Origin of the sequence: Streptomyces sp. NA04227, assembly GCF_013364195.1 — a bacterium.
In the GTDB taxonomy this organism is placed as follows: domain Bacteria; phylum Actinomycetota; class Actinomycetes; order Streptomycetales; family Streptomycetaceae; genus Streptomyces.
Window position 1 is genome coordinate 4,174,843 of sequence record NZ_CP054918.1, and the last position, 23,508, is coordinate 4,198,350.

A 23,508-nucleotide genomic window follows, 5' to 3' on the forward strand; every position below is an offset into this window, starting at 1 on the left:
GCAACCCGGAATCCGTGCCAAGACCCTTGATGTGATGGGGTGTTGCCGTTGTCTCGTAGCAGGGAGGCGCCATGTCGCCGCGTGGAATAGCGACCCCCGACGTCCGTGAGCGGCTGTTCGCGGCCGCGGAACGGGTGCTGGAAAGCTCCGGTCCGGTCGCCCTGACCAGCCGTGCGATCACCGGCGAGGCCGGGTGCGCCAAGGGCCTGTTGCACGCGCACTTCGCCGGTCTCGACGAGTTCCTCGCGGAGCTCGTCCTGGACCGGTTCGCGCGTACCGCCCGGCAGGCCGAGGCGCTGCCCGGCCGGGCGGGAGAGGGCACCGTGACCGAGAACCTGGTTGCCGTCTCGCAGTCCCTGCTGACCTCAACCGCCCCTGTGATCACGGGACTTGCGCTCACCCGAGCGGACGCTGCCGTCCGGATACGCGAGGCGCTGGCGGCGGGTGCGCCCGGGTTCACCGCCCTCCAGGACTCGATCGCGGCGTACCTGGAGGCCGAGCGCCGCCTGGGCCGCATCGCGGACGGCGCCGACGTGAGCGCCCTGGCCCTCGCCCTCGTCGGTACGGTCCACCACCTGCGGATGACCACCTGGGCCGACGCCCCCGCCCCGACCGATCAGGTGGAGTCGCTCGTGGCACTGCTCGTCGGGGCGGCGGCCCCGAGGTCGTGAGCTCCAACTCCCCTCTTGCGTATGGCTGACCGCCGTACCGCCGTACGGGGCCGATCGCGGCGGTACCGGGCCGACCGTCGCCCGGGGGCGGAAGGCGTCACGCACTCGCGGCCCGGTCGCGCTCCCCTCGGTTCAGCTCCGCCGGATCGGCCGACTGAGTCGGCTCGGTCTGATCGACCTTCGCCTGGGGCCCCTGGCGCCGCGGGGCGGTGCGGGCGTGGGTCGCGTAGAGCGTGAGGCCGACGAAGGCCAGGCCGCCGACCAAGTTGCCGAGCACGGTGGGGATTTCGTTCCAGAGCAGGTAGTCGCCGAGCGAGAAGTCGCCGCCGAGCATCAGGCCGGACGGGAACAGGAACATGTTCACGACCGAGTGCTCGAAGCCCATGTAGAAGAAGACCAGCACGGGCATCCACATGGCGATCACCTTGCCCGAGACGGACGTTGACATCAGCGCGGCGACGACGCCCGTGGACACCATCCAGTTGCAGAGCACGCCACGGATGAACAGCGTCACCATTCCGGCCGCGCCGTGATCGGCGTAGCCGACCGTCCGGCCCTCGCCGATCTTGCCGATCGCCTGACCGATCTCGTTCGGGTCCACGGAGAAGGCGTACGTGAAGGTCACGGCCATCATGCAGGCGACGGTGAGCGCGCCCGCGAAGTTGCCGAGGAAGACCAGGCCCCAGTTCCGCAGGACGGAGCGCAGTGTGACGCCCGGCCGCTTGTCTATCCAGGCCAGCGGAACCAGCGTGAAGACGCCGGTCAGCAGGTCGAATCCCAGCAGGTAGAGCATGCAGAAGCCGACGGGGAACAGCAGCGCTCCGACCAGGGGCTGCCCGGTCTGCACGGTGATGCTGACCGCGAAGGCCGCGCCCATCGCGAGGATGGCGCCGGCCATGAAGGCGCGGATCACGGTGTCTCGGGTGGACATGAAGACCTTCGCCTCACCGGCGTCGATCATTCGTCTGACGAACTCGGACGGGGCCACATACGACATGACATCGCTCTTTCGCTGGGACGGCCTTGGCGATCGGCCGCGCGCACCCGGCCGGGCCCGTCCCGGACGCGGCATGGCGCGACTGCGGGCGGGCCCGGAAGGGCATGGCGCGGCGATCGTTTGGGTGCGGGGACTTGCTTGTCATGACACAGCGAAAAGCATGGAATCACGGACTTCTCACGGTGGCCAATGTGCGACTGTGAGCTTTCTGTACATCCGATACGGACGACTGTGAGGTCGGACCGCCCGGAGCCGCTGACCGAGGTGCGGGTGCGCCCGGTTGATGGCCTTCAGGGAAGGGAGCCAGCGAGAGGGAGCGAGACGGAGGAGAGACGTGGGAGAGGCGGGGGAGAGGGGGCCCTCGGCGAACTTCCGATCGCAGCCTCCCCCTGCGGGCGGAGCGCAGGCCCGCCCCACAGGTTGATGGGGAGAGCGGGGGTGGCGTGGGAGTGTCGACGCAGAGGGACCGGGTGCCTCCGTCTCCCCCACACAGGGGGCGCCCGAGGGCCGGTGCGCGACTCCCCCGCCGCGCACGGGCCCTTCCGGACGTGGCGGTCGTGGCCCCCTGGCGACCGGGTGGGCGCCGGGATGCGGACGCCATCGACCGCCACGTCCGACCTCTGACATCTCGCGCCCGGCGCAGCCCCGTCCGGCGGCTCATAGCGGATGACCCTCGCGTGCGCCCGTCCGGCCGGAAACGTACGCATGATTCGATGAGGATTCGACGCGGCCTGTGCGAATGCAACTCACCTTCTAGGCTGCCTTGGTTGAGGTTCCCTCAGATCCAAGGAGCAGGTGTGTCCGGTTCAGTCTTCGTCCGTTCCGCTCGTGCGTCGGCACCCACCCCGGTTCGCGGTTTGCTCGGCAGGGGTGGTCCGGGGGCCGTCGCGCTGGCCGTGTCCTGCGCGCTGGCGCTGACCGCCTGTGGTTCCTCGGACGACTCCGGTGACGACAAGCCCGCGGCGTCCGAGAAGGCGCGGCCCAAGGGCCTGGTCACGCCGCAGGAGGCGAACCGGATCGTGGACGAGTACGAGCGGGTGAACAACGCCGCCAACAAGAAGCAGGACGCCAAGCTGCTGCACACCGTCGAGGGCGGGCAGTCCTGGGTGCAGAGCAACGCCGACTACGAGCAGTTCGGCACCCGAAGCGCCAAGGAGAAGAAGGACTACACGACGCCGTTCTTCTACAGGAAGCGCACCTTCTACATACCGGCCGGTGGCACGTGGTTCGCGATGCGGGCGGAGTCGAGCAACGGCTACCCCTCGCTGGTCGTGTTCGACAAGGAGGGCGGCCGTTTCAAGGTGGTCGCCTCGGTCGGCGCGAAGGGACTGCCCGAGCTGTACAAGGACGCCGACGGGCTCGCCGAAGTGGCGGACGGCGCGGCGAAGTCGGGACGGCTGGCGCCCGAGGAGGTGGCGCCCGCGTACGAGGACCTGCTGTTCACCGGCGGCACCAAGCAGGGGCGCGACCTCTCGAAGGAGACCGAGCCCGCGAAGCTTCTCGTCAACTCCTACAAGAAGCGCAACGAGGGCGAGGTCGGCAAGGTCGCGTACCGCAACTTCGAGCCCATCAAGACCAGTTACGACAAGACGTATGCCCTGAAGACCAAGGACGGCGGCGTGGTCGCCGTCTCCGGCACCTCGTACCGCGAGGGCATCTCGGTGAAGCTGAAGCTCGTCAACACCACCAACCTGGTCCCGAACGAGCAGCAGTCCGTGTACAACCCGGACGAGCGCATCGTGATCCGCGACGAACACCAGGGCCTGCTGGTGGCCTCGCTGCCGAAGCAGGGGCTGCCGTCCGTGGAGTACAGCGAGTACGAGCTGACGAAGTCCGACTGAGGCGAGCGGACGAGTCGCGGTTTTCGGGTGGCGGCCGGGCGGCGGGACAGGTGTCCCCGCCCGGCCGGTGAGCCGCTCCGCTCAATGCCCGCCCGAAAATGCCTGGACGTCCGCGAGTCACTCCGTCTAAGTTGGGCGGACGCCCGCGATCACAGGGAAGGAGGCGAGAGCGATGTGCACCGTGTCGGTTCTGCGCTCCCGCCCCGATGTCCGGGCGTCCCACGGCTGATCCGGGAGCGCGTCACTCTCCCGAAGGATCGCTTCACCCATGACTGAACTGGTCATCCGTCCGCTGACCGCGGACGAGACTTCCCTCTTCAACTCCCTGTCCGACCCCGGCCTCGTCGGCCGCGCGCTGCTCGGCGATACGTACGCCATGGTCGCCGACGGTGGCGCGTACCGGCCCGAGTGGACCTGGGTCGCCCTGCGCGACGGTGTAGTGGTCGCCCGCGCCGCGTGGTGGGCCCCGCCCGAGGCCCCGCAGCCGACCGGCCTCGACTGGTTCGACTTCACCGACGCCGAGGCGGCCGTCCAACTGCTGCGCGCCGCGCCCTTCCACGTCGAGTACAGCCTGATGCTGCCGCCCGACTGGCGTGCGAACCCTCGGGTGCGGGCCGAGGCCGAGGCGCGGACGGCCGCGATCGAGGCGGCCGGTTTCCGGAAGCTGGTCGAGCGCTACCGCTACGCCTGGACCTCCGACTGCCCGCTCCCCGAGCGGACCGGGCGCCTGGAATACCGCCCGGCAACGGATGAAGCGGTCCTGCGCGACGTGGTGCGCCGTATCCAGGAGGACTCCCTCGACGCCCACGACCTGCACGACATCGCGGAGTTCGGCACCGAGAAGGCCGTCGACATCCTTCTCGACATCCTCGACTCCATGCCCTCCCCGCGGAGCTGGTGGCGCCTCGCCCACACGCCGGACGGCGAGATCGCGGGCCTCCACGTCCCCGCCCGCAACTCCTCCGGTCCCTGCGTCGGCTTCATCGGCGTCGTCCCCGAACAGCGCGGCCACGGCTACGCCCGCGACCTGCTGATCGAGTGCACCCAGGACCTGGTGGCACACGGCGCCACACGCATCATCGCCGCCACCGACCAGGGCAACTTCCCCATGGCGGCGCACTTCGCGGCGGTGGGGTATCCGGTGAGCGAGGAGCGGGTCGACTTCGTCTGACAGCGGTCGGCTGCGCCGAACACCCCACCATCGCGGCGCTGTTGGAGCGACTGATCGGGCGAGGGCCGGGCGCGGACATGGCGCGATGCCCTCCTTCCCCGGGCCGGTTGGGCCGGGGAAGGAGGGCATGTGCCGGTTCCCGCACGGGCGCGGCGCCCGTGGGTCCCGGATGCCGGACGAAGGTCAGCCGATCGTCCACCGCTGGAGCGCGGATCCCGTGCCCGGCTGCTGGGTCACCAGGGCGCCGTCCGCGTTCGAGGCGGTGGTGAGCAGCAGACCGCTCTTCGCGGAGGTCACGAGGTAACCGCCGTCGTTCTGCCGGTCGGCGTGCCAGAGCTGGTTGGCGGCACCGGTGCAGGTCCACTGGATCACCTTGGCGCCCGCGGCCGTCGAGGCGTCGCTGACGTCCGCGCACAGTCCGGACTCGACGTTGCGGAGTTCGTAGGCGCCGTTCGTCCGCCTGGTGAACGTCCACTTCTGGTTGTCGCCGCCGTGGGCGCCGTAGGTGATCAGCTGGACGCCCTTGGTGGTGCTGTGGTCCGGCACGTCGAGGGCCTTGCCGCTCGCGGCCAGGGTGCGGGTGCCCTCCAGGGAGGTGGCGCTCACCGGCGTCAGCGTCAGGGTCTGCTCGGCGGCGGTACGTGCCCCTCCGACGGCGTTGCCGGTGGTGTCGCTCCAGGAACGGTACGGGGTGGTCTCGGCGTACCTCGCGGCGTTCGCCGACATGCCGATGACCAGTCCGCTGTAGCGGTTGACGAGCCGGTACGTGCCCGCGGCCGAGGACCCGGGGATCACGAACCACTGCTGGCCGACGGTGGGACCGCTCGAACCCCCGGCCGTGACCGTGGGCTTGGTGCCCCAGGCCCGGTTGCCGGTGGCGGCGGAGTCCACGCCGAGGAATCCGCCGGTGGCGGTGTTGGCGATGCGGTAGGAGCCGTCGCCGTTCGGCGTGAACCGCCAGCTGTCCCGGCCCGATCCGGAGCTCGCGAGCGACGTGGTGCCCGAGCCGTCGGCGGCCTGGGCGAGGAAGCGGCCGCCCCCGCTCGCGATGCGGTAGGTGCGCGCCGGGTCCACGGGGGCGGCGGGCGAGTCGGTGTCGATGGTGATGTTGGTGTACTCGCTGGCGGAGTCGCCCGAGCAGCCGAAGGAGCAGTAGGAGCGGAAGCTCTTGCCGACGATGGCGGAGCTGGTCTTGTTCTTGCTGTCGAGGAACCAGCGGTACCAGGAGGCGTTGGTGTACGAGCCGGTGTCGCCGATCAGCTTCCACTGCTGCTTGGAGAGGTCGTCGGTGGCGTAGAACTGCTGGGGTGCCTTGCCGCTCTGGTCGACGGCCTGGGGTTCGCCGATGTAGAGGCCTAGGTGGGCGTTGTAGGTGATGTCCATGACGAAGAGGGGTGAGGTCGGCGGCGTCTTGCCTGCCGCCACCTGCTCGGTCACGGTGCCGGTGTTGGCCGGGTCGTACTCCTTGTCGGCGGGGGTGTAGCCGGTGGTGCTGCCCGAGCCGACCGGGACCATGTTGCTCTCGCGGCCGCCCTTGCCGGGCTCGGACCACTTGCCGTCGTACCACTTCTGCCAGGAGTCGGGCGCCATCTTCTGGGAGATCGGGGCGCGGGCCACGTGCGCGTGGAAGGCCTTCCAGCCGCCCTTCTTGTCGACGATCCGCGAGCCGTAGAAGACGTAGAAGTAGCCGGAGGCGGTGTCGGCGTACAGGCGCGGGTCGCCGTCGCCGTAGTGGTACGTCTGCTGCGGGAAGGCGGCCGCGTCGTCGCGCTTGGTGCTGTACGGAGACGTCAGGACGTGGTCCTTGATGTCCCAGGTCTTGCCCTGGTCGGTCGAGACGGCGTAGTCGATGCCGTCGTAGTGGACTCCGTCGGCGAAGGGCTGCGGTGTGAACTCGTTGTGCACCAGTCCGTACCAGTGGCCGGTGTCCGGGTCGACCCACACGCCCGCGAGGTCGCAGTAGTTGCGGTGCGCGTAGCCCGAACCCGCCGGGGCGGCGGTGGACTCCTTGCCGGTGACGCTGTTGTTGCAGCGCCAGGTGGTGTCGTTGTTGCGGTCCCTGCTCTCGGCCGGGTTCACCGCGTCGCTGATCGCACCGGACCGGTTGGCCGTGTCGAAGTCGCTGCCGGTGTAGAACGTCCACTTGCGCTGGTCCGTGGCGCCGTAGAGCGCGTGGGCCTGCTGGTAGTAGAAGGCGCCGTCCTTGTCGATGTACGTGCCCGCCGGGGTGTCGTCGGGACGGGTCCAGGAACCCTTGCCGTCCACGGTGACGCTGTACGTGGCCGACGACGACGCCGAAGCGGCCGAGGACGGTGCGGCCGGTTCCGCCGCCGCCGGCGCGGTCGCCGCCACGGCGCCCGCGGTCAGGGTGAGGGCCACGGCGACGAGCGTGCCTGTCAGTTGTCTGCCACGTCTTCGAGGAGCTGACACAGGGACTCCTAGGGTACGAAAAGGCCTGAATCGGTCTAGGCAGAGTGCTACGCGACCGCCCTCGTGCACATGGACGCAGCGGCGGGATGCCTTGGACTTTGGGAAGGCCGTGATCTCGACGTCGGGACGGTCGGCCCCGAGCCCCGCCCCGGAAAACGTCCGAGGCCGCGCCTTCCGGCACGGCCTCGGATGCGTCAGACGCTGTGGCGCGTCACACCGGACAAGGCCGGTACTCAAGGCCCAGTTCGTGGTCGACCGCGGCGCTCGTCCTCAGCGAGGCGTCGGTGACGCGTTGCCAGGAGCCGTACTTGGCGTAGAGCTGGTCGGCCGTCGGGCCCAGGGGGTTGCCGTACTTGGCGATGTTGCGCTCCTCCAGGACGCGGACCTCCTCGGGGCTCATCCCGGCGCGGGTGATCTCCTTGGCGTTGTTGCGCATGTCGACCAGCTTGCGGGCGATCTCCTCGTCGGTGGCGCCGTCCGCAGCCATGTCGGCCCGGGTGCGGTTCATGTCCTCCAGGAGCCAGTGGTACTTCGACCGGGTCACCTGGGCCTCGGCCTTCTCCTCCCACGACAGGACACGGATCCGGCAGACCACCGGGTCGGCGCTGGTGCAGGGCTCGTCGGCGGAGGCCGGTGCGGGCAGCGGGGCGACGATCACCGAGCCGCAGGCCTCGGCGGAGGCCGGGGAGGCGGCGGTGGTCAGCAGGGCCGCGGCGGTCAGGAGTGCCAGGAGCACGCGGCGGAGGGTGAGTCGGGCGAGTCCGGGGCCCGGTGCGGGCGGGGTGAGGCGCACGGAAGTGGCCCGGGAAAAGGGGGATTTGTGCATACGCGCAAGCTTGGGCGCGTGGGGGAGGCCCGACGCGGAGGCGCACACGGCTGTCGCCCCTAAGAGGGGCGTGCGCCGACCCTCCGTCCTCGCTTCCGCGAGCCCCCTGCCGAGCTTTCGCAACGCGCGAGGGCCCGGCCGTGTACAGCCGGGCCCCCCGGACGGCGAGATACGGGCCGTCCCTACGCGGAGTGGAGCGGGCCCCCAATGCCCCGCTTCACCTCAACTCACTTGGGAGTCACGTCACTTGACGTTGACCGCGGTCCACGCCGCCGCGACCGCCTTCTGCTCGGCGCTGTTGGCGCCGTAGAGGTCGGCAGCAGCCTGGAGGGTGGTGGTGCGGGCGCCCGCGTAGTCGGTGTTGGAGGTCATGTACGTGGACAGCGCGCGGTACCAGATCTTGTAGGCCTTGTCGCGGCCGATGCCGGTGAGCGTGGAGCCGTCGGACGTGGGCGAGTTGTAGGTGACGCCGTTGATCGTCTTGGTGCCGCTGCCCTCGCTGAGCAGGTAGAAGAAGTGGTTGCCGACGCCCGAGGAGTAGTGGACGTTCAGGCGGCCCAGGCCCTTGGACCAGTAGTCGGCGGACTTGCCGTCCTTGCTCGGCTTGTCCATGTAGCGCAGCGGGGTGCCGTCGCCGTTGATGTTGATCTTCTCGCCGATCAGGTAGTCACCGGCGTCCTTGGTGTTGTTCGCGTAGAACTCCACCGAGGTGCCGAGGATGTCGCTGGTCGCCTCGTTGAGGCCGCCGGACTCACGGCTGTAGGTGAGCTTTGCGGTGGCGGAGGTCAGACCGTGGGTCATCTCGTGGGCGGCGACGTCCAGCGAGGTGAGCGGGTTCTGGTTGTTGATGCCGTCGCCGTAGGTCATGCAGAAGCAGGAGTCCGACCAGAAGGCGTTGACGTAGGCGTTGCCGTAGTGGACCCGGGAGTACGCGGCCTGGCCGTCGCCCCGGATGCCGCTGCGGTTGAACTCGGACTTGTAGAAGTCCCAGGTGACACCGGCGCCGTAGGCGGCGTCGACGCCCGCCGTCTGCTTGTTGGCGGGGGTGCCGTCGCCCCAGGCGTCGTCGGCGTCGTGGAACAGGGTGCCGGTGCCGTTGGAGCCGCCGGCCAGGTCGTACGTCTTGTGGCCGCCGCGCCCGCCGTCGGTGAGGTCGAAACCGCCGCCGGAGGCCGGGGTGGTGCCGAGCGTGACGGAGCCCGCGTACTGGCCCTCGCCGGAGCCGGTGTGGATGCTCTCGTACTCGTGGAGCTTCTTGCCGGTCTTGGCGTCGGTGATGACGTGGAGTTCGCTCGGGGTGCCGTCGTGCTGGACGCCCTCGACCACGGACTCGTGGGCGAGGACCGGCGTGCCCTTGGCGGCCCAGATCACCTTGCGGGTGGTCGCGTCGGAGGCGTCGGCCGCGCCCGCGGCGGACAGGGCGGACTTCTTCGCGGCGGCGGCGGATATCGGCGCGTCGGTCGAAGTGACGGCTATCCGGGCCGAGTTGGCCTTGTTGACGCCCTTGAGCTTGCCGCTCTTTGCGGTGTGGGTGACCAGGTCGCCGCCGAGCACCGGGAGGCCGCGGTAGGTGCGCTCGTAGCGGGTGTGGACGGTGCCGTCGGCGTCCTTGAGGACGTCGCGGACCAGGAGCTTCTCGTCGCCGCCGAGGCCGAGCTTCGACGCGGTGGCGGAGACCTCCGCCTGGGCGGCGCGGATCGCGGTGGTGCGCTGGGCGGCGCCGAACGGAGCGGCGGCCGCCGTGTCCTGGCCGGAGCGGGAGGCGGGCGCCTCGGCGGCGCCCGCGGTGCCGAGGCCGCTCTGCACGGCGAGGACGACCAGGGTGGCCGAGGCGGCGAGTGCCGTCGCGCGCAGGGCCTTCTTGTTGACCGAACGGGAGTGGGTTCTCACTCGGTTCTCCTAATGGGGAGGAGCACGTGGGGAGGTGCGCGCACCCGTGTTCGGTGCACGAACGTGGGATTGCACCGAGGTGCGCGAGGAGAGAGTGACACCCGCGGGCCCGTAGGGACAGGTTTCGGCCCCGAGATTTTGCCCGACCGAATCGAAAGACGGGGATCAATGTCCGTCAATCGGACAAGTTGGGGGTGGTGAAGGCTTGTTCGCCGCCACGTGAACAGGCCGTGGCGACGGTCACGGACTCGACACCATTGCTTCACCGCTCGCCGTCCCCGTCGCGTTGACGCTCCCGAAGCGCGGTTGACAGGGTTGCCGCACCTGACCAATCGCAAACAGGGGGAAGAAATGGGACAGGAGAAGGACCATGCGTCCGGTGTGCCGGACGGGACTTCGGGCGGGACTTCGGGTGGCGCGCACGGGCGGTCCATGAGCCGTGCCAGGTTCCTGCGCACCGCCGCCGGGGTCGTGGTCGGCGGCGGCGCGGTGCTCGGCGGCGTCGGCGCGATGCAGGCCTCGGCCGGGCAGGACGGCTCCGACGCGAAGGACGGCGCCGAGGCCAAGGGTGCCGCGGCCGGTGCGGGCGCCAAGGCGCTGAACGTCACGTATGTGAAGGACCTGACGGGCCCGGGCATCACCGACCGCTTCGGTATGGCCGCCACCGACCTCGGCGTGCCCGCCAGGACCCCGGACGGGCGGCTGCTCTTCGTCTTCGGCGACACCTGGGAGGACGTGCCCTTCGGCAGGGACTGGCGCGCCCCGGTCGCGCTGTACTCCGAGACCACGGACCTGGCCGCGGGCATCGAGTGGTCGGGCGCCGTCGGCGGCGACCGCGCGCAGCAGCTCTGGGCGTACGAGCACGACAACCCCGAGTTCTCCACCGTGCTGCCGGGTGACGTGATCACCATCGGCGACACCATGTACCTGCATGTGGCCGTGCAGAAGCCGTACCCGACCGTGGTGTGGACCGAGATCTGGAAGTCGACCGATTCCGGGGCGAGTTGGCAGCACACCGGCTGCCGCTGGGGCAAGCCCGGCACCGACGACCCGGGCCTGAGCCAGCACTTCCAGATGGTGACCTGGGGCCAGGGGAACAACGGCTACGTCTACTGCTGGTCCACCCGGTTCGACGGCAACGAGCCGGTCATCATGCACCGGGTCCGTGAGGACCAGATCACCAACCCGACCGCGTACGAGCCGTGGACCGAGTCGGGCTGGGGCCGCTGGGGCGACCCCGCGAAGTTCGTGCTCACCGGCAAGTACCGGGAGCTGTGCCTGCGGCCGATCGACGGCAAGTGGCTCTTCACCGGCCTTGGTCCCGGCGGCATCGTCGCGCACGTCATGGACGTGCCGGACGGCGACCCGGGCCCCGCGCACACCCTCGTCCAGGGCGTGGGCTGGCCCGAGAACAACCCGCAGGCGGGCCGCGTCGCGCAGGTCTACGGCGGCTACGTCATCCCCGGTTCGACCCTGAACGACCTGCATCTGGCGGTCAGTCAGTGGGAGAACCCGGACGACCAGGTGCCGGACTCCTGGTCGTACCACGTGATGCAGTTCCGGGTGCAGGGCCTGGCGGGCTGACGCGAGCCCGGTCCCGGGTACGCGAACTCCGGGGCGGGTGCGGGCAGTTGCCCGGCCCGCCCCCGGTTCGTGAAGGTGGCCTGCGGACGGAACTCCCGCGTCCGTAACCCCGCTGGTCTACGGTCTGACCGTGGACCGACTCACCGCCGAAGACCCCTCCCGCATAGGCCCGTACCGGATCGTCGCCCGCCTCGGCGCGGGCGGGATGGGCCTGGTGTATCTCGCCCGCTCCGAGGGTGGCCGGACGCTCGCGATCAAGGTGGTGCAGGGGGAGTTCGCCCAGCACCCCGAATTCCGCAGGCGGTTCGCGCGCGAGGTGGCCGCCGCGCGGCGGGTGGGCGGGGAGTGGACCGCGGATGTGCTCGACGCGGACACCGAGGCCGAGACGCCCTGGGTGGCGACGCAGTACGTGCCGGGGCCCGATCTGCACAGTGTGGTGGCCGAGCAGTACGGGCCGCTGCCCGAGCACTCGGTCCGTGTGCTCGCCAACCGGCTCGCGCTCGCGCTGCGGGCCGTGCACGGTGCCGGGCTCGTCCACCGGGACCTCAAGCCCTCCAACGTGCTGGTCACCGTCGACGGCCCGCGCGTCATCGACTTCGGCATCGCCCGGGCGCTGGACAGCGTCACCGGCGACAGCCTGCACACCCGCACCGGCGTGGTCATCGGCTCGCCCGGCTTCATGTCCCCGGAACAGGTCCGCGGCCTCGACGTCACCCCGGCCTCGGACGTCTTCTGCCTGGGCGCGGTCCTCGCCTACGCGGCGACCGGACGCCAGCCCTTCGGCGCGGCGGACCGCGGCCTGCACGCCCAGATGTTCCGGGTCGCCGAGGAGGAGCCGGACCTGGACGGCGTCCCCGAGTCGCTGCTGCCGCTCGTACGGGAGTGCCTCACCAAGGATCCGGACGCCCGGCCGACTGTGGAGCGGGTGGCCGAGCGGACGGTCACGGTGGAGGGGGAGGAGTGGCTGCCGGGGGCCGTACTGGGTCAACTCGGGCGGCATGCGGCGCAGTTGCTCGACTTTGACGCGCTGGTGGCGCCTGCCGGGTCGACGACGCGGCGGTCCTCGGACGTCCCGCACCGGCCCGCGGACGTCCCGCGTCAGCCCTCGGACGTCCCGCACCGGCCGACGGTCGCCGTTCACGACGCGCCTACGGCGGCCGCCTCCGCCCCGGTGCCTCCCGCTTTCGCCGCCGACCCACCCGCCGTTCCGGCACCCTCCTTCGCGCCCGCCCAGGCGCCCGTCGCCGTCGGCCCGGACCGCCCCGGTGGCCGGGACCGGAAGCGGCGTCGGCCGCTGCTGCTCGGTGCGGTGGTGCTCGCCGTTCTCGCCGCCGGTGGCGGCTTGGTCGCTCTCCAGCCGTGGGAGAAGGAGAAGGGGAAGGGGGCGGCGGACGGGGCGGGGACGGGGACTGACCAGGGGGCGGTGGAGGTGCCAACTGCCCTTCAGGGGCCCTGGGAAGGGACTCTGGAGGACAAGGTGAACGGGAAGGTCATTGGCCACATCCCGGTCCGCCTCGACGTCGACTCCGACGGAGCCAAGTTCTCGTGGATGGACTCCACACATACGTGCACCTGGGACTCCCCGGCCGAGTCCACGTCCAGGGGCCCCGGCGCGGGTGAGCACGAACTCTCCCTGGGCACCGGGGACTTCGAGCACGCGGAACCCGAGGCCGGAGCCGCGAGCTGTCCGCCCTGGGCAGAGGCGACCGTCCGCACCCAGGGCGACGGACGGCTGACCTGGGAGGCCATGGGCAAGAAGATCCAGTTCGCCAAGGCGAAGGGCAGGAACCGGACCGAGGTGCCCGTCGACGTCGTGGGCGACTGGCGGCCGGAGCCCGCCAGCGAGCGGCAGCACAACGGCTACCGCCTGGAGGCCCTGACGATCCCGTCCGGCACGCTGGCCGAGAGCGCCGTCCTGCTCCGCTACCGGGGGACCGAGGGAAACCTGTGCCACTACAAGGGCGGCGTCTTCTCGGGGGCCGAGACGACGGTGGCCGTGTACGCCTCGGGCCCGAACTCCGCCGAGAAGTCCGCCCCGGGCTGCCCCGCGGAACAGCCCACCTTCACCGCGGCGGTGTCACTCTCCGGTGGCCTGACCCTGGACGTGAACGAACTGGACGGACCCTCGCCCCGTGTGGTGATGAAGAGCGGGGGCTGAGGGGCGCCTCACGGAGGAGCCGTTCACGGAGAGGCCGTTCACCCCACCCCCACCCCCCGCGCCCCGGCCGGGAAGCTCCCGAACCACCCGAGTTGTCACCGGCGCCGACGGAGTAATGGAGGCGTACACGGCGTACACGGGCTGACACAGCCGTAGATTCGAGTGGAGTCGAAGGGGGCGGTACACGGTGGTACCGAACATGATCGAGACCCTCGCGGTCGACGGCGGCCGGGAGTTCGTACGGGCGCTGGCGGCCGGTTTCGCCGATCTGCTGGTACGGGCGCCGGCGCTGTGGCGCCGCTCCGGGCCGGAGGCGGAAGGCCGGATGGCCGCCGAACTGGAGCGGTACGCGGGGGAGTTGGCGGACGCCGACGAGGACGGGGCGGCCGTCACCAGGGCCGAGCTCGTCTGGGAGACGCGGCTGCGCGATCTGCTGGCCGCGCACCCCGAGGCGCAGACGGAGCTGGCGGAGATCATCGAGGCGATCCGGCAGGAGCGCCCGCCCGTGCAGTCGGTGCGGCAGAACATCACCGCCAGCGGCCAGAACTCCACCGCCCAGGGCGTCATCGGCGGCAACATCGTCAACCACGGTCCCTACGGGCCGCCGTCGCTCGGTGAGCCCGCCCACGCGCCGGGCGCGGGCCGCGATGAGCCCGCGCCCCCGGAGTCCGCCCTCCGGCCCCCGGAGCCCTCAGCCCGGGAGGAAGGTTCGAGGTGACGGCCCCGGGTCCCGGCAGCGGCGAGCCGGAACGGGCGGCCCGGCCGAGCCAGTACGTCCACGCCGAGGCGGGCCACGCGTACGGCGTGATCGACGGCGATCTGCATGTGATCAGCGGGCGCGGACCGGTGTACCGGCTGTCGCGTCGGCCACCGGACGGACCCCGCCAAGAGGCGGGCACAGGCGCCGAGTTGGGGCGGCGACGGGGGCCGGGCCCGGACGGCGGCGGACCGCCCACCAGCCCGAGCCACCTGCTCAGCGCCCGCGCCGCCGTGGTCGACTTCACCGGGCGGGAGGCCGATGTCCGTGAGCTGACGCGGTGGCTGGCGGACGGGGAGCGGGTCGTGCGCTGGCTGTACGGGCCCGGCGGCCAGGGCAAGACACGGCTGGCGGCGCACCTGGCCGGGCAGGCCGCGCGCCGGGGCTGGCTGGTGCTCACCGCCGAGCATGTGACCGGCCGTATCGACGCCGAGCAGGCCCAGAGCCGGGACCTGGGGGTGGGCGAGGCGCCCGGTCTGCTCCTTGTGGTCGACTACGCGGACCGGTGGCCGCTGGCCCATCTGCTGTGGCTGTTCAGCAACCAGGTCCTCCAACAGGACGTGCCTGTAAGGGTGTTGCTGCTCGCCCGCACCTTGCATCCGTGGCCCGCCCTGCGGCACGCGCTCGCCGAGGGCGGCTGGCCGCTCGCCGCCTGCGTCGGCCGACGGCTGGGACCGTTGTCCACGCAGCGCAGCCGCAGCCAGATGTTCGAGGTGGCCCGCGACTGCTTCGCCGCCCGCTACGGGCTGCGCGACCCGGGCCGGATGCCCGCGCCCGACTGGCTGGAGAACGACGAGTTCGGCCTCACCCTGGCGGTGCAGGTCGCCGCCCTGGTCGCCGTCGACCGCCGCGCGCGCGGCGCTCCGGACCCGGGCGGGCGAGGCGCCCCGGGCCCGTGGTCCCCCGGCATGACGGAGCTGACCACCTACCTCCTGGACCGCGAGCGCCACCACTGGCACACCCTGTACGACGGCGGCGCCGCCCGGACCGGCTACGACCCCGCGGGCGGGCGGACATCCTTCGGCACCCCGCCCGCCGAGCTGTCACGGGCCGTGTTCACCGCCGCGCTCACCGGCCCACTCCCCTTCCGCGAGGCCCGAACCGCCTTGCTGGCAACGGGATTCGAGGGAGCCGACGCCGACCGGGTGCTGACCGACCACGCCTACTGCTACCCGCCCTCCGGCACCGCGACGGCCCTGGAACCCCTCTACCCCGACCGGCTCGCCGAGGACTTCCTGGCCCTCGCCCTGCCGGGCCACGATCACCCCGACCACCCCTCGGACCCCTGGACGAGCGAGGTCCCGCGGCTTCTGCTCACCGTCGAGGAAGGCGCCGACCCGCCGCCCTACGCCGCGCGTACCGTCATCTTCCTGGCCGCCGCCTGCGAGCGCTGGCCGCATCTCGCCGCCATCCTGGAGACCCTCGAACCGTGCCTGCCCGAGGAGCCCGGCGGCGAACTGGCCGTCGCCGCCGCCGACCTCGCCGAACGCCTCGCCGCCCACCGCCTGGCACGCGTCGAGGATCCGGCCGAACTGGCCCGCCTGCAGCAGGAATTGGGCGAGCGGCTCAACCGCGCGGACCGGCGGGGCAAGGCGGTGGTGGCGTTCACCGAGGCCGCGCGCCTGCACCGGTCGCTGATGGAGCGGGAACTCCCGGTCCACGGGCCGCTGTTCGTGAAGTCGGCGGCATTCGGTGCGGGCGTACTCCTCACGCTGCACGTGAACCAGGCGATAAACATCGAGGGCGCCGGGTTCGAACTCCCCGGCGAGGACATGGCCCAGGGCCACGAGATCGCCGGGATCCTGCACGAGGCCGTCGACGTGTGCCGCCGCCTGGTACGGCTGAACCCGGCCGAGCACGAGGACGACCTCGGCGGGGTGCTCGGCATGCTGGCCCTGGTACTGCGCTGGCTCGGACAGCCGCAGGAGGCGGTGGCCCCGGCGACCGAGGCCGTACGGATCTACCGCCGCCTCGCACGCGAGGATCCGGCCGAACACGAACCCCCGCTCGCCACCATGCTGATCGAGGCGCTCGCCCCGAGCCTGGTCGCCTCGCGCGGGCAGGAGGCACTCGACGCGGCGGGCGAGGCCGTGGACATCTACCGGCGGCTGGCGCGCGAGGAACCGGCCGAGTACGAGGGCGAGTTGGCCAGGGCGCTGGAGAGCCAGGCGGAGATGCTCCAGGAGCTGGGGCGTACGGACGAGTCCCTGGCAGTCCTCGACGAGGCCGTGCGGATACGTCGCCGGAAGCCGGGCGGCGAGGGCCCCGGCGGTCCCGATGCGGCCGCCGGACAGGAGGTGAACCTCGCGACCGTACGTACCGGGCACGCGATCAAGCTGTGGCTCCTCGGCCGCCGGGAGGATTCCCTGGCGCTGCTGACCGAGACCGCCGAGCAGTACCGGCCCCTCGCGGCCGCCGACCCCGCCACGCACGGACCGGGACTGCACTACGTACTGGCGAACCTCGCCCACCGGCTGGAGGAACTCGGCCTGTGGGAGGAGCAGTTGGCTGTGCACCGGGAGGTCGTCGAGCTGAGCCGGACCCTTGCCGGTCACGACCCGGAGTACACGGAAGACGTCCACGGCGCGCTGGCCCTGAGCGCGGTCGACCTGGTCCTCCTGGGCAGATGGGAGGAGGCGGTGGCGGTCGTCGGCGAGGTCGCCCCGTACTTCCGCGCGCCGGACGGATTCGACGGTGCGGTCAACGGCTACTGCTCCGTCCTGGAGAACGTCGGCGCAAAGGCGGCCGACCTGGCCCCCGACGGGGGCGGATATCCGGCCGTACTCGCCGAGTTCGCCGCGACCTACCGACGGCTGGCGCGTGACCGTCCGTCCGCCTACGACGTCGGCCTCACGGCGGCCCTGAAGTCCCTGACCCTGCTCCTTGGCGAGCAGGGACGCTGGTGGGAGGCGCTGGGCACCGCCCGGGAGGCCGTCGCGGTCCGTCGGAGGCTGGCGCGTCACAGCGCGGCCGTGACCGACGCCGGTCTCGCACTGGCGCTGAAACGGGTCGTCGACATCCTTCAGGCACTGGGGAGTTGGGACGAACTCCTGCACCCGGCCCGCGAGGCCTCGGCGATCCGCCGGAGGCTGGCGCACGACGAGGACCCCGCCGAGCACGAGAGCGCTCTGGCCGCTCTGCTCGCTCTGGAGGCGATGGCGCTCGGACGGCTGGCCCGTTGGCAGGAGGCGCTCGCGCCCGCCGAGGAGGCGGTGGCGATCCTGGGCCGACTGGCACTCGACGCCCCCGCCGAGCACAACCGCACGCTCGCCACCGCCCGGGACATTCTCGCGGAGGTGCGGGAGATGGGGCGGTGGTAGCGGTCCGGGAGGGGGAAGTAGAGCGTGCCCGCCGCCAGGTCCTCCTCGACGTCCAGGAGGAAGTCCAGGGTCTGCGGCCCGAAGGACCAGGAGATCATCGCGCGCACGGCGTCCCGGAACGGCCGTGCGCCCGGCGGCAGTTGGTCCCGCATCCAGGTGTGCGCGGCGTGGTTGTCGGTGCGCATGCTTGTGCAGAAGGCTTTCTGACGCGATGTCAGCGGGGTAAGCGATGCCTGGGAAGTCGGTGACGTCGGTGACGTCGGGAAGCCGATGACGCCGGTGAAGTCGGTGCTCTGCCCCCGGGACCTCCCACGCCCGTCAAAACCGGATGCGGCGCCCGGCGCGGACGTAGAGCATGAACACACAGGCCCCTGCCGTTCCCACTCGGCACCGTTCGGGCCCCGGGGGCCCGCCGCGTTCCGCCCCCCGCCGCCCCCTTCTCGTACCTCGCCTCTCACCTCCCGTACCTCACCCCTCACCTCCCAGGAGCTGATCCGCCCGTGCAGGCCGCCGTCGCCGTGAACCCGGCCCAGGTGCCCGAGCTGCTGCTCGGCCTGGCCACCGTCCGTCCCGTGTTCCTGTGGGGCGCGCCCGGCATCGGAAAGTCGTCGCTGGTAAGGGAGTTCGCGGAGTCGATCGGGCTGGAGTGCGTGAGTCTGCTCGGTACGCAGCTGGCGCCCGAGGACCTCATCGGCGTACCGCAGATCCGCGACGGCAGGTCGGTGTTCTGCCCGCCCGAGGCGATCGCCCGCGACGAGCCGTACTGCCTCTTCCTGGACGAGCTGAACGCGGCGACGCCCGATGTGCAGAAGGCGTTCTACTCGCTGATCCTGGACCGCCGTATCGGCAACTACGAACTGCCCGAGGGCAGCGTCGTGATCGGCGCGGGCAACCGTGCCACCGACAACGCGCTCGCCCGGCCGCTGGCGTCCGCCCTGGTCAACCGGCTCACCCACGTCCATCTCCAGGCCTCGCCCAAGGACTGGCTGAACTGGGCGGCCAGGTCCGGCATCCACCCCTGGGTGACCGACTACCTCACCGACCGGCCGCACCACCTGTGGTCCAAGCCGCCGAAGACGGAGGAGCCGTTCTCCACGCCGCGCTCCTGGCACATGCTCTCGGACGCCATCGAGTCCTTCGGCCCGACGCTCGACGAGGCGACGCTCAAGGTGCTCGCGCACGGCACCCTCACCCCGTCGCACGCCTCGGCGTTCTGCGGATACGTCAAGATCGTGCGCAGCGAGTTCGGTATCGACGCGATCCTCAAGGGCGACGCGCGCTGGCCGAACCGGATCCAGGACCGTGACCTGCTCTACTACCTCGCCGAGTCGTTCCGCGGCCGCCTGATCAAGGAGCTGCCCGGCAACAAGGAGCACGCCTCGCCGTCCGTACGGCAGACGGCGTACCGCGCACAGGCCCTGCTCGTACAGCTCGCCGAGATATCGGTCGAGGTCGCGCAGACCGTGATCGCGGACGACGAGGACGGCAACCCGGTGCTGCCCGCCTGGTTCCTGGTGGAGGCCGCGCGGGACATGCCCCGGCTGGTGGAGGCCCGCCGGTGAACGGGCAGACGCGCGGCGGCGGGAACGGACGGGGAGGGAACGGGCGGGGTGGGAACGGGCGGCGACGGCAGCAGCCGCCCCCGCTGGACCCGCGCGTCGAGCAGAACTACCAGAGCGGCCTGGAGATCGTCCGCCGCGACCCCGCCTTGAGCGCGCTGCGCGCGGACTTCTGCCGTACGGCCTGCCATGTCGCGCCGAAGGACGGCTGGGCGCTGGTGGAGTCGGACGGCTGTGTCCATGTGAACCCCAAGCGGCTTGCCGAACCACGGGAATGGGCCTGGGTGTTGGCGCACTGCCTACTGCACCTGGGCTTCGGCCACGTACCGGCGGCCCGGGGCGCGCGCGAACAGCCGGACCGCTACGAGGTGGCGGCCCGCTGTGTGGTCGTGAACCGTTTCCAGCAGTCGTTCCCGGTGGGCACGCCGCCGTTCGAACTGCCCGCGTCCTTCCCCGGCGGCGACGAGGAGCAACTCGCCGAACGCTTCCGCCGGGACGGCATCCCGGAGCGCTACGCGCACTGCGGGGTGGGCGGCCCGGACCTGCCCGACCAGCGGCTGGAGCCCTGGCCGTACACCCGCGACCCCGAGGACTGGCGCGAGGTCTTCGCCCGTTCGCTGACCCGTGGTGTCTCCGCCGCGATGAACGCGGCCGGACGGGGCCCGCTCGACTCCCCAAAGGGCCCCTGGGACAGGGCACTTGAGTGGTTCGTCTCCTCGTACCCGCTGCTCGGCGGCATCGCCTCCGGCATGACGGTGGTCGCGGACGCGGACCTCGCCCGCGCGCACCACATCTCCATCGCCGCGGTGAACGCCGCCGCGGCGGAGATCTACATCAACCCGCGCTGCGTCTACTCCGAGGAGGAGTGGCGCTTCGTCCTCGCGCACGAAATGCTGCACGCCGCGCTGCGCCACGCGGACCGCCGCGGCGCCCGCGACCCGTATCTCTTCAACGTCGCCTGCGACTTCGTCATCAACGCCTGGCTGGTCGAGATGGGCGTCGGCGAGATGCCCGACGGCCTGCTCCACGACCCCGAGCTCACCGGCCTGTCCGCCGAGGAGGTCTACGACCGGATCACCACCGACGCCCGCCGAAAGCGCCGCCTCGCCACCCTCGCGGGCAAGGGCCGCGGCGACATCCTCGGCGAACCGCTGCCGCACGCGTCCGCCGCCACGGACTACGTCGACCTGGACGAGTTCTACCGCCGCGGTCTGCTCCAGGGCTTCGACCTGCACGATCGCAGACGCGGCACCCTGCCCGCCGGTCTGGTGGAGGAGATCGAGGCCCTGGCCCACCCGCCGCTGCCCTGGGACGTACGGCTCGCCCGCTGGTTCGACGAGTACGTGCCCCGCCCCCAGCCCCTGCGCAGCTTCGCCCGCCCCGCCCGGCGCCAGGCGTCCACCCCCGAAATCCCGCGCGCGGGACGGTACTTCCCGCCCGAGGAGCAGGAACGCTGCACCTTCGGCGTCGTCCTGGACACCTCCGCCTCCATGGACCACCGTCTGCTCGGCAAGGCCCTGGGCGCCATCGCCTCCTACGCCGCGTCCCGCGACGTCCCCGCCGCCCGGGTCGTCTACTGCGACGCGGCCCCCTTCGACGCGGGCTACCTCCCGGCCGCAGACATCGCGAGCCGCCTGCGCGTACGCGGCCGCGGCGGCACCCGTCTGCAACCCGGCGTGGACCTCCTCCTGACCGCCGACGACTTCCCGCCGACCGCTCCCGTACTGCTGATCACGGACGGCGCCTGCGACGTACTGCGGGTGCGACGCGAGCACGCGTTTCTGCTGCCGCGCGGGGCGGGGCTGCCGTTCCGGGCGCGGGGGCCGGTGTTCGAGATGCACTGAGGTGTGTCGAGACGCGCTGAGGTGTGGGGCTGGGTTTTCCGGTCACTTATGGCGTGAATTGCGGCGACGTGGTCGAACTCCCCGCGACGGTGAGGCCTTCGCACCAGACTGAGGGCGTCCGGTTCGTCCGCGGGAAGCGGTTCGCGGGAAGCGGTTCGCCGGAACCCGCTGAAAGCTGAAAGGGGTCTTCGTGACCACGTACACGCCAGACGTTCTTCTTGTCGGCTCGGGCCCGGTCGGGGCCGCGCTGGCGCACCGGCTCGTGGTCGAAGGGGGCCTGGACGTGCTGATGGTCGAGCTGGGCGCGCAGGAGTCCCACCCGCGCGGGGAGAACCGCCGCAACCGGGCCGACTTCCGCGAGCGCGACGTGGTTCCGCCCGCCGTGCGCGCGGTGGGCGGCCTGGGCACGGTCTGGGAGTGCGGCGTCCCCACGTTCGTCCCGGAGGTGGAACTCACCTGGCAGGGACAGAAGTACCCGATCGACGCCGCCGCGCTGGACAAGCAGTACGCGAAGGCGGGCGAGCAACTCGGCCGTACGACCGGCCTGTTCCCCACCTCCGTACGCCATCGTGCGGTCCGGAAGGCGTTGTTGGAGGCCGGGCACGACGCGGTGACGGAACTCCCGCTGGCCGCCCGGACCGTCGCGGAGCCGGACCACGAACGGGTGGTGTGGGCGGGGACCGACGCGCTCTTCGGTCCGCTCGGCGACCCCGCCTTCACGCCCGACGCGGGCAGCTTCACGCTGCTGTCCGATCACCTGTGTACGGGGCTCAGCGTCGAGCGGGACGGGGAGAACCGGCGGGTGGTGGGCGCCGTGGTGACGGACCTCGACGCCGGGGCCGGGGTCGGGGGTGGTGGTGAGGTCAGCGTCGTCGCCAAGGCGTACGTCGTCGCGGGCGGCACGATGGCCACTCCGCAACTGCTCGCGGCCTCGGGCCTCGGCGAGCGGCTCCCGGCGCTCGGACGCTATGCGACCGACTCGCCGATCGCCGTCTGCCGTGTGGTGCTGAAGTCCGCGGTCGTGGACGCGGTCGAGGGGTCGGCGACCGGGGCGGCGCTGGAGCGCATCCGGCAGCACCGGAAGCGGCACCCGGAGGACCGGCTGCCGATCCCGCACAAGGACACTCCGGTCAACCTCTTCCTCCCGCCGTCCCAGGACAGGCCCTGGCACGCGCACATCCGCTCCGTGCCGGAGGGCGTGGCGGGCACCTCGGTCGACGAACGGATCGTTCTCGAACTCCGCTGGTTCGGCATCTGCCGCCCGCGCGAGGACAACAGGGTGGAGTTCAGCACCACGGCGCAGGACCGCAACGGAATGCCGCAGCCCGCACTGCAGCTCACGGCCGGTGCGGACGACGCGGCCAACGCCGAGGCCATGCTGCGCCACATGGTCGAAGTGGCCCAAACCATCGGCCAGTTCCTGCCGGGCGCCGAACCGCAGCTCATCCCCGCCGGGGCCGGGATGCAACTCGCCGGGACCACCCGCATGGGCACCGACCCGGACACCAGCGTCGTCAACGCCGACTCCCGGGTCTGGGGCGTGGCCAACCTCTACCTCGGCGGCAACGGCCTCCACCCGTTCGGCAACGCCTCCGCTCCCACCCTGACCAGCATCGCGGCGGCGCTGCACGCGGCGGACGCGATCACGGAGACGGTCAAGAAGGCTTAGCGGGGAGCACGGCGGGTCGTATGACGTGAAGACGCGCGTAGGGTCCCGACCGGTTCTCGGTCGGGACCCTACGAGTTGTGTGTGACCCTCGGCCCGTGACCCGCGTCGTCAGATGCCGAACTCCTGGCTGGACAGCCCGAGTACGGAGCACGCCTCACGCAGCACCTGCTCCTCGGCGGGAGCGACGTAGCCGTCCGCGCCCGCGACGACGAAGCCGGTCTGTACGACGGCCCTGGCCTCGGTCGGCTTCTTCGCGGCCTTGGCGATCTCCTGGAGCGCCTCGGCCTTGCCCTGCTGGAAGTTGAACGCCAGCTGGTCGACGTGCTTGTTGAAGCGTGTGCGCAACTGCTCCGACGGGAAGTTCTGCAGGACGTCGTTGTTCAGGATCAGCGACTCCACGTGCTGCCGCTCGGCAGGGTCCACGTTCCCGTCGGCGGCGGCGACCAGGGCGCACATGGCCATACTGGCGTCCCGGTACGCCCCGCTCTTCAACTCCGTCTTCAGGGACGTGAGCTGGGTCTTGAGCGCACTGACCAGCTGCGCCTTGGACCCACCGGAGCCTCCCGCACCCGGCCGCCCGTGCCCGCCGGCGCCACTACCGCCCCGCGCTCCCTGCGCCTGCTGCTGCAGACCCTTGGCCTGGTCCTTGATCCGATCCCACATCGCCATCCGTGCCACCTCGGCTTCAGCCGTGTCGTTCCACTCGTCCGCGTACGTTCCGCGCCTTCTCTGCCCACTCTCTTTGCAAACTCTTGGGGGGCTTTGGAAGTTCCGGGGAGAGCAGGGGCTGT

Annotated in this window: 15 protein-coding genes; 10 read left to right on the plus strand and 5 right to left on the minus strand. The window is 71.4% G+C overall.

Translation table 11 applies throughout. From position 1 onward, the window contains the following. Positions 1-71: 71 nt before the first annotated feature. The gene (locus HUT18_RS17770; protein WP_176101621.1) at positions 72-671 is read left to right on the plus strand and encodes a TetR/AcrR family transcriptional regulator; all 600 of its coding nucleotides are present in this window, start codon (positions 72-74) and stop codon (positions 669-671) included. Between the two features lie 97 nt (positions 672-768). Here HUT18_RS17770 and HUT18_RS17775 read toward each other — a convergent pair whose 3' ends face one another. Beyond that, complete coding sequence (locus HUT18_RS17775) at positions 769-1,668, minus strand: formate/nitrite transporter family protein (protein WP_176101622.1); 900 nt, start codon at positions 1,666-1,668, stop codon at positions 769-771. Positions 1,669-2,465: 797 nt separating this feature from the next. On the opposite strand from HUT18_RS17775, the gene HUT18_RS17780 reads away from it, so the two are divergent. Next, positions 2,466-3,509 carry a hypothetical protein gene (locus HUT18_RS17780; protein ID WP_176101623.1) on the plus strand — a complete coding sequence of 348 codons (1,044 nt, stop codon included), beginning with the start codon at positions 2,466-2,468 and terminating at the stop codon, positions 3,507-3,509. A gap of 268 nt (positions 3,510-3,777) precedes the next feature. Next, positions 3,778-4,680 carry a GNAT family N-acetyltransferase gene (locus HUT18_RS17785; protein ID WP_176101624.1) on the plus strand — a complete coding sequence of 301 codons (903 nt, stop codon included), beginning with the start codon at positions 3,778-3,780 and terminating at the stop codon, positions 4,678-4,680. 183 nt (positions 4,681-4,863) lie between these two features. Here HUT18_RS17785 and HUT18_RS17790 read toward each other — a convergent pair whose 3' ends face one another. From HUT18_RS17790 to HUT18_RS17800, 3 genes are all read right to left on the minus strand, one after another. After that, positions 4,864-7,059, minus strand: coding sequence for an RICIN domain-containing protein (locus HUT18_RS17790; RefSeq protein ID WP_254878661.1), 2,196 nt, complete (start codon positions 7,057-7,059; stop codon positions 4,864-4,866). Positions 7,060-7,321: 262 nt separating this feature from the next. Beyond that, positions 7,322-7,846: a hypothetical protein gene (locus HUT18_RS17795; protein ID WP_254878662.1), complete on the minus strand. Its 525-nt coding sequence runs from the start codon at positions 7,844-7,846 to the stop codon at positions 7,322-7,324. A gap of 333 nt (positions 7,847-8,179) precedes the next feature. Next, complete coding sequence (locus HUT18_RS17800) at positions 8,180-9,826, minus strand: M4 family metallopeptidase (RefSeq protein ID WP_176101626.1); 1,647 nt, start codon at positions 9,824-9,826, stop codon at positions 8,180-8,182. Positions 9,827-10,258: 432 nt separating this feature from the next. Here HUT18_RS17800 and HUT18_RS17805 point away from each other — a divergent pair, with 432 nt between their 5' ends. The 7 genes from HUT18_RS17805 to HUT18_RS17835 all read left to right on the plus strand — a co-directional run bounded on the left by HUT18_RS17805 (position 10,259) and on the right by HUT18_RS17835 (position 22,717). Further along, entirely contained in the window at positions 10,259-11,410 is a 1,152-nt protein-coding gene (locus HUT18_RS17805) for a DUF4185 domain-containing protein (protein WP_176101627.1), read from the plus strand. Between the two features lie 130 nt (positions 11,411-11,540). Beyond that, positions 11,541-13,568, plus strand: coding sequence for a serine/threonine-protein kinase (locus tag HUT18_RS17810; RefSeq protein ID WP_176101628.1), 2,028 nt, complete (start codon positions 11,541-11,543; stop codon positions 13,566-13,568). Between the two features lie 199 nt (positions 13,569-13,767). Beyond that, positions 13,768-14,286, plus strand: a complete 519-nt coding sequence (locus HUT18_RS17815) for a hypothetical protein (protein WP_176101629.1) — start codon at positions 13,768-13,770, stop codon at positions 14,284-14,286. Then, on the plus strand, positions 14,283-17,645 hold the full coding sequence (locus HUT18_RS34195) for a tetratricopeptide repeat protein (protein WP_176101630.1): 3,363 nt from the start codon (positions 14,283-14,285) through the stop codon (positions 17,643-17,645). Before HUT18_RS17815 ends, HUT18_RS34195 begins: the two co-directional genes overlap by 4 nt. A gap of 500 nt (positions 17,646-18,145) precedes the next feature. After that, a complete protein-coding gene (locus HUT18_RS17825; protein WP_176101631.1) occupies positions 18,146-19,207 on the plus strand; it encodes an ATP-binding protein in 1,062 nt (353 codons plus the stop codon). An 83-nt stretch (positions 19,208-19,290) separates the two neighbouring features. Next, positions 19,291-21,048 (plus strand): hypothetical protein, encoded by a 1,758-nt coding sequence (locus HUT18_RS17830; RefSeq protein WP_176104609.1) that lies wholly within the window; start codon positions 19,291-19,293, stop codon positions 21,046-21,048. A 190-nt stretch (positions 21,049-21,238) separates the two neighbouring features. Next, positions 21,239-22,717, plus strand: coding sequence for a GMC oxidoreductase (locus HUT18_RS17835; RefSeq protein WP_176101632.1), 1,479 nt, complete (start codon positions 21,239-21,241; stop codon positions 22,715-22,717). Positions 22,718-22,825: 108 nt separating this feature from the next. Here HUT18_RS17835 and HUT18_RS17840 read toward each other — a convergent pair whose 3' ends face one another. Further along, positions 22,826-23,386, minus strand: coding sequence for a tellurite resistance TerB family protein (locus HUT18_RS17840; protein WP_176101633.1), 561 nt, complete (start codon positions 23,384-23,386; stop codon positions 22,826-22,828). Positions 23,387-23,508: the final 122 nt, after the last annotated feature.

Excerpts from the sequence above, each read along its gene's own strand:
- HUT18_RS17770 (WP_176101621.1), top strand. The coding sequence starts at position 72 with ATGTCGCCGCGTGGAATAGCGACCCCCGACGTCCGTGAGCGGCTGTTC.
- HUT18_RS17775 (WP_176101622.1), bottom strand. The coding sequence starts at position 1,668 with ATGTCGTATGTGGCCCCGTCCGAGTTCGTCAGACGAATGATCGACGCC.
- HUT18_RS17785 (WP_176101624.1), top strand. The coding sequence starts at position 3,778 with ATGACTGAACTGGTCATCCGTCCGCTGACCGCGGACGAGACTTCCCTC.
- HUT18_RS17805 (WP_176101627.1), top strand. The coding sequence starts at position 10,259 with ATGAGCCGTGCCAGGTTCCTGCGCACCGCCGCCGGGGTCGTGGTCGGC.
- HUT18_RS17815 (WP_176101629.1), top strand. The coding sequence starts at position 13,768 with ATGATCGAGACCCTCGCGGTCGACGGCGGCCGGGAGTTCGTACGGGCG.
- HUT18_RS17840 (WP_176101633.1), bottom strand. The coding sequence starts at position 23,386 with ATGGCGATGTGGGATCGGATCAAGGACCAGGCCAAGGGTCTGCAGCAG.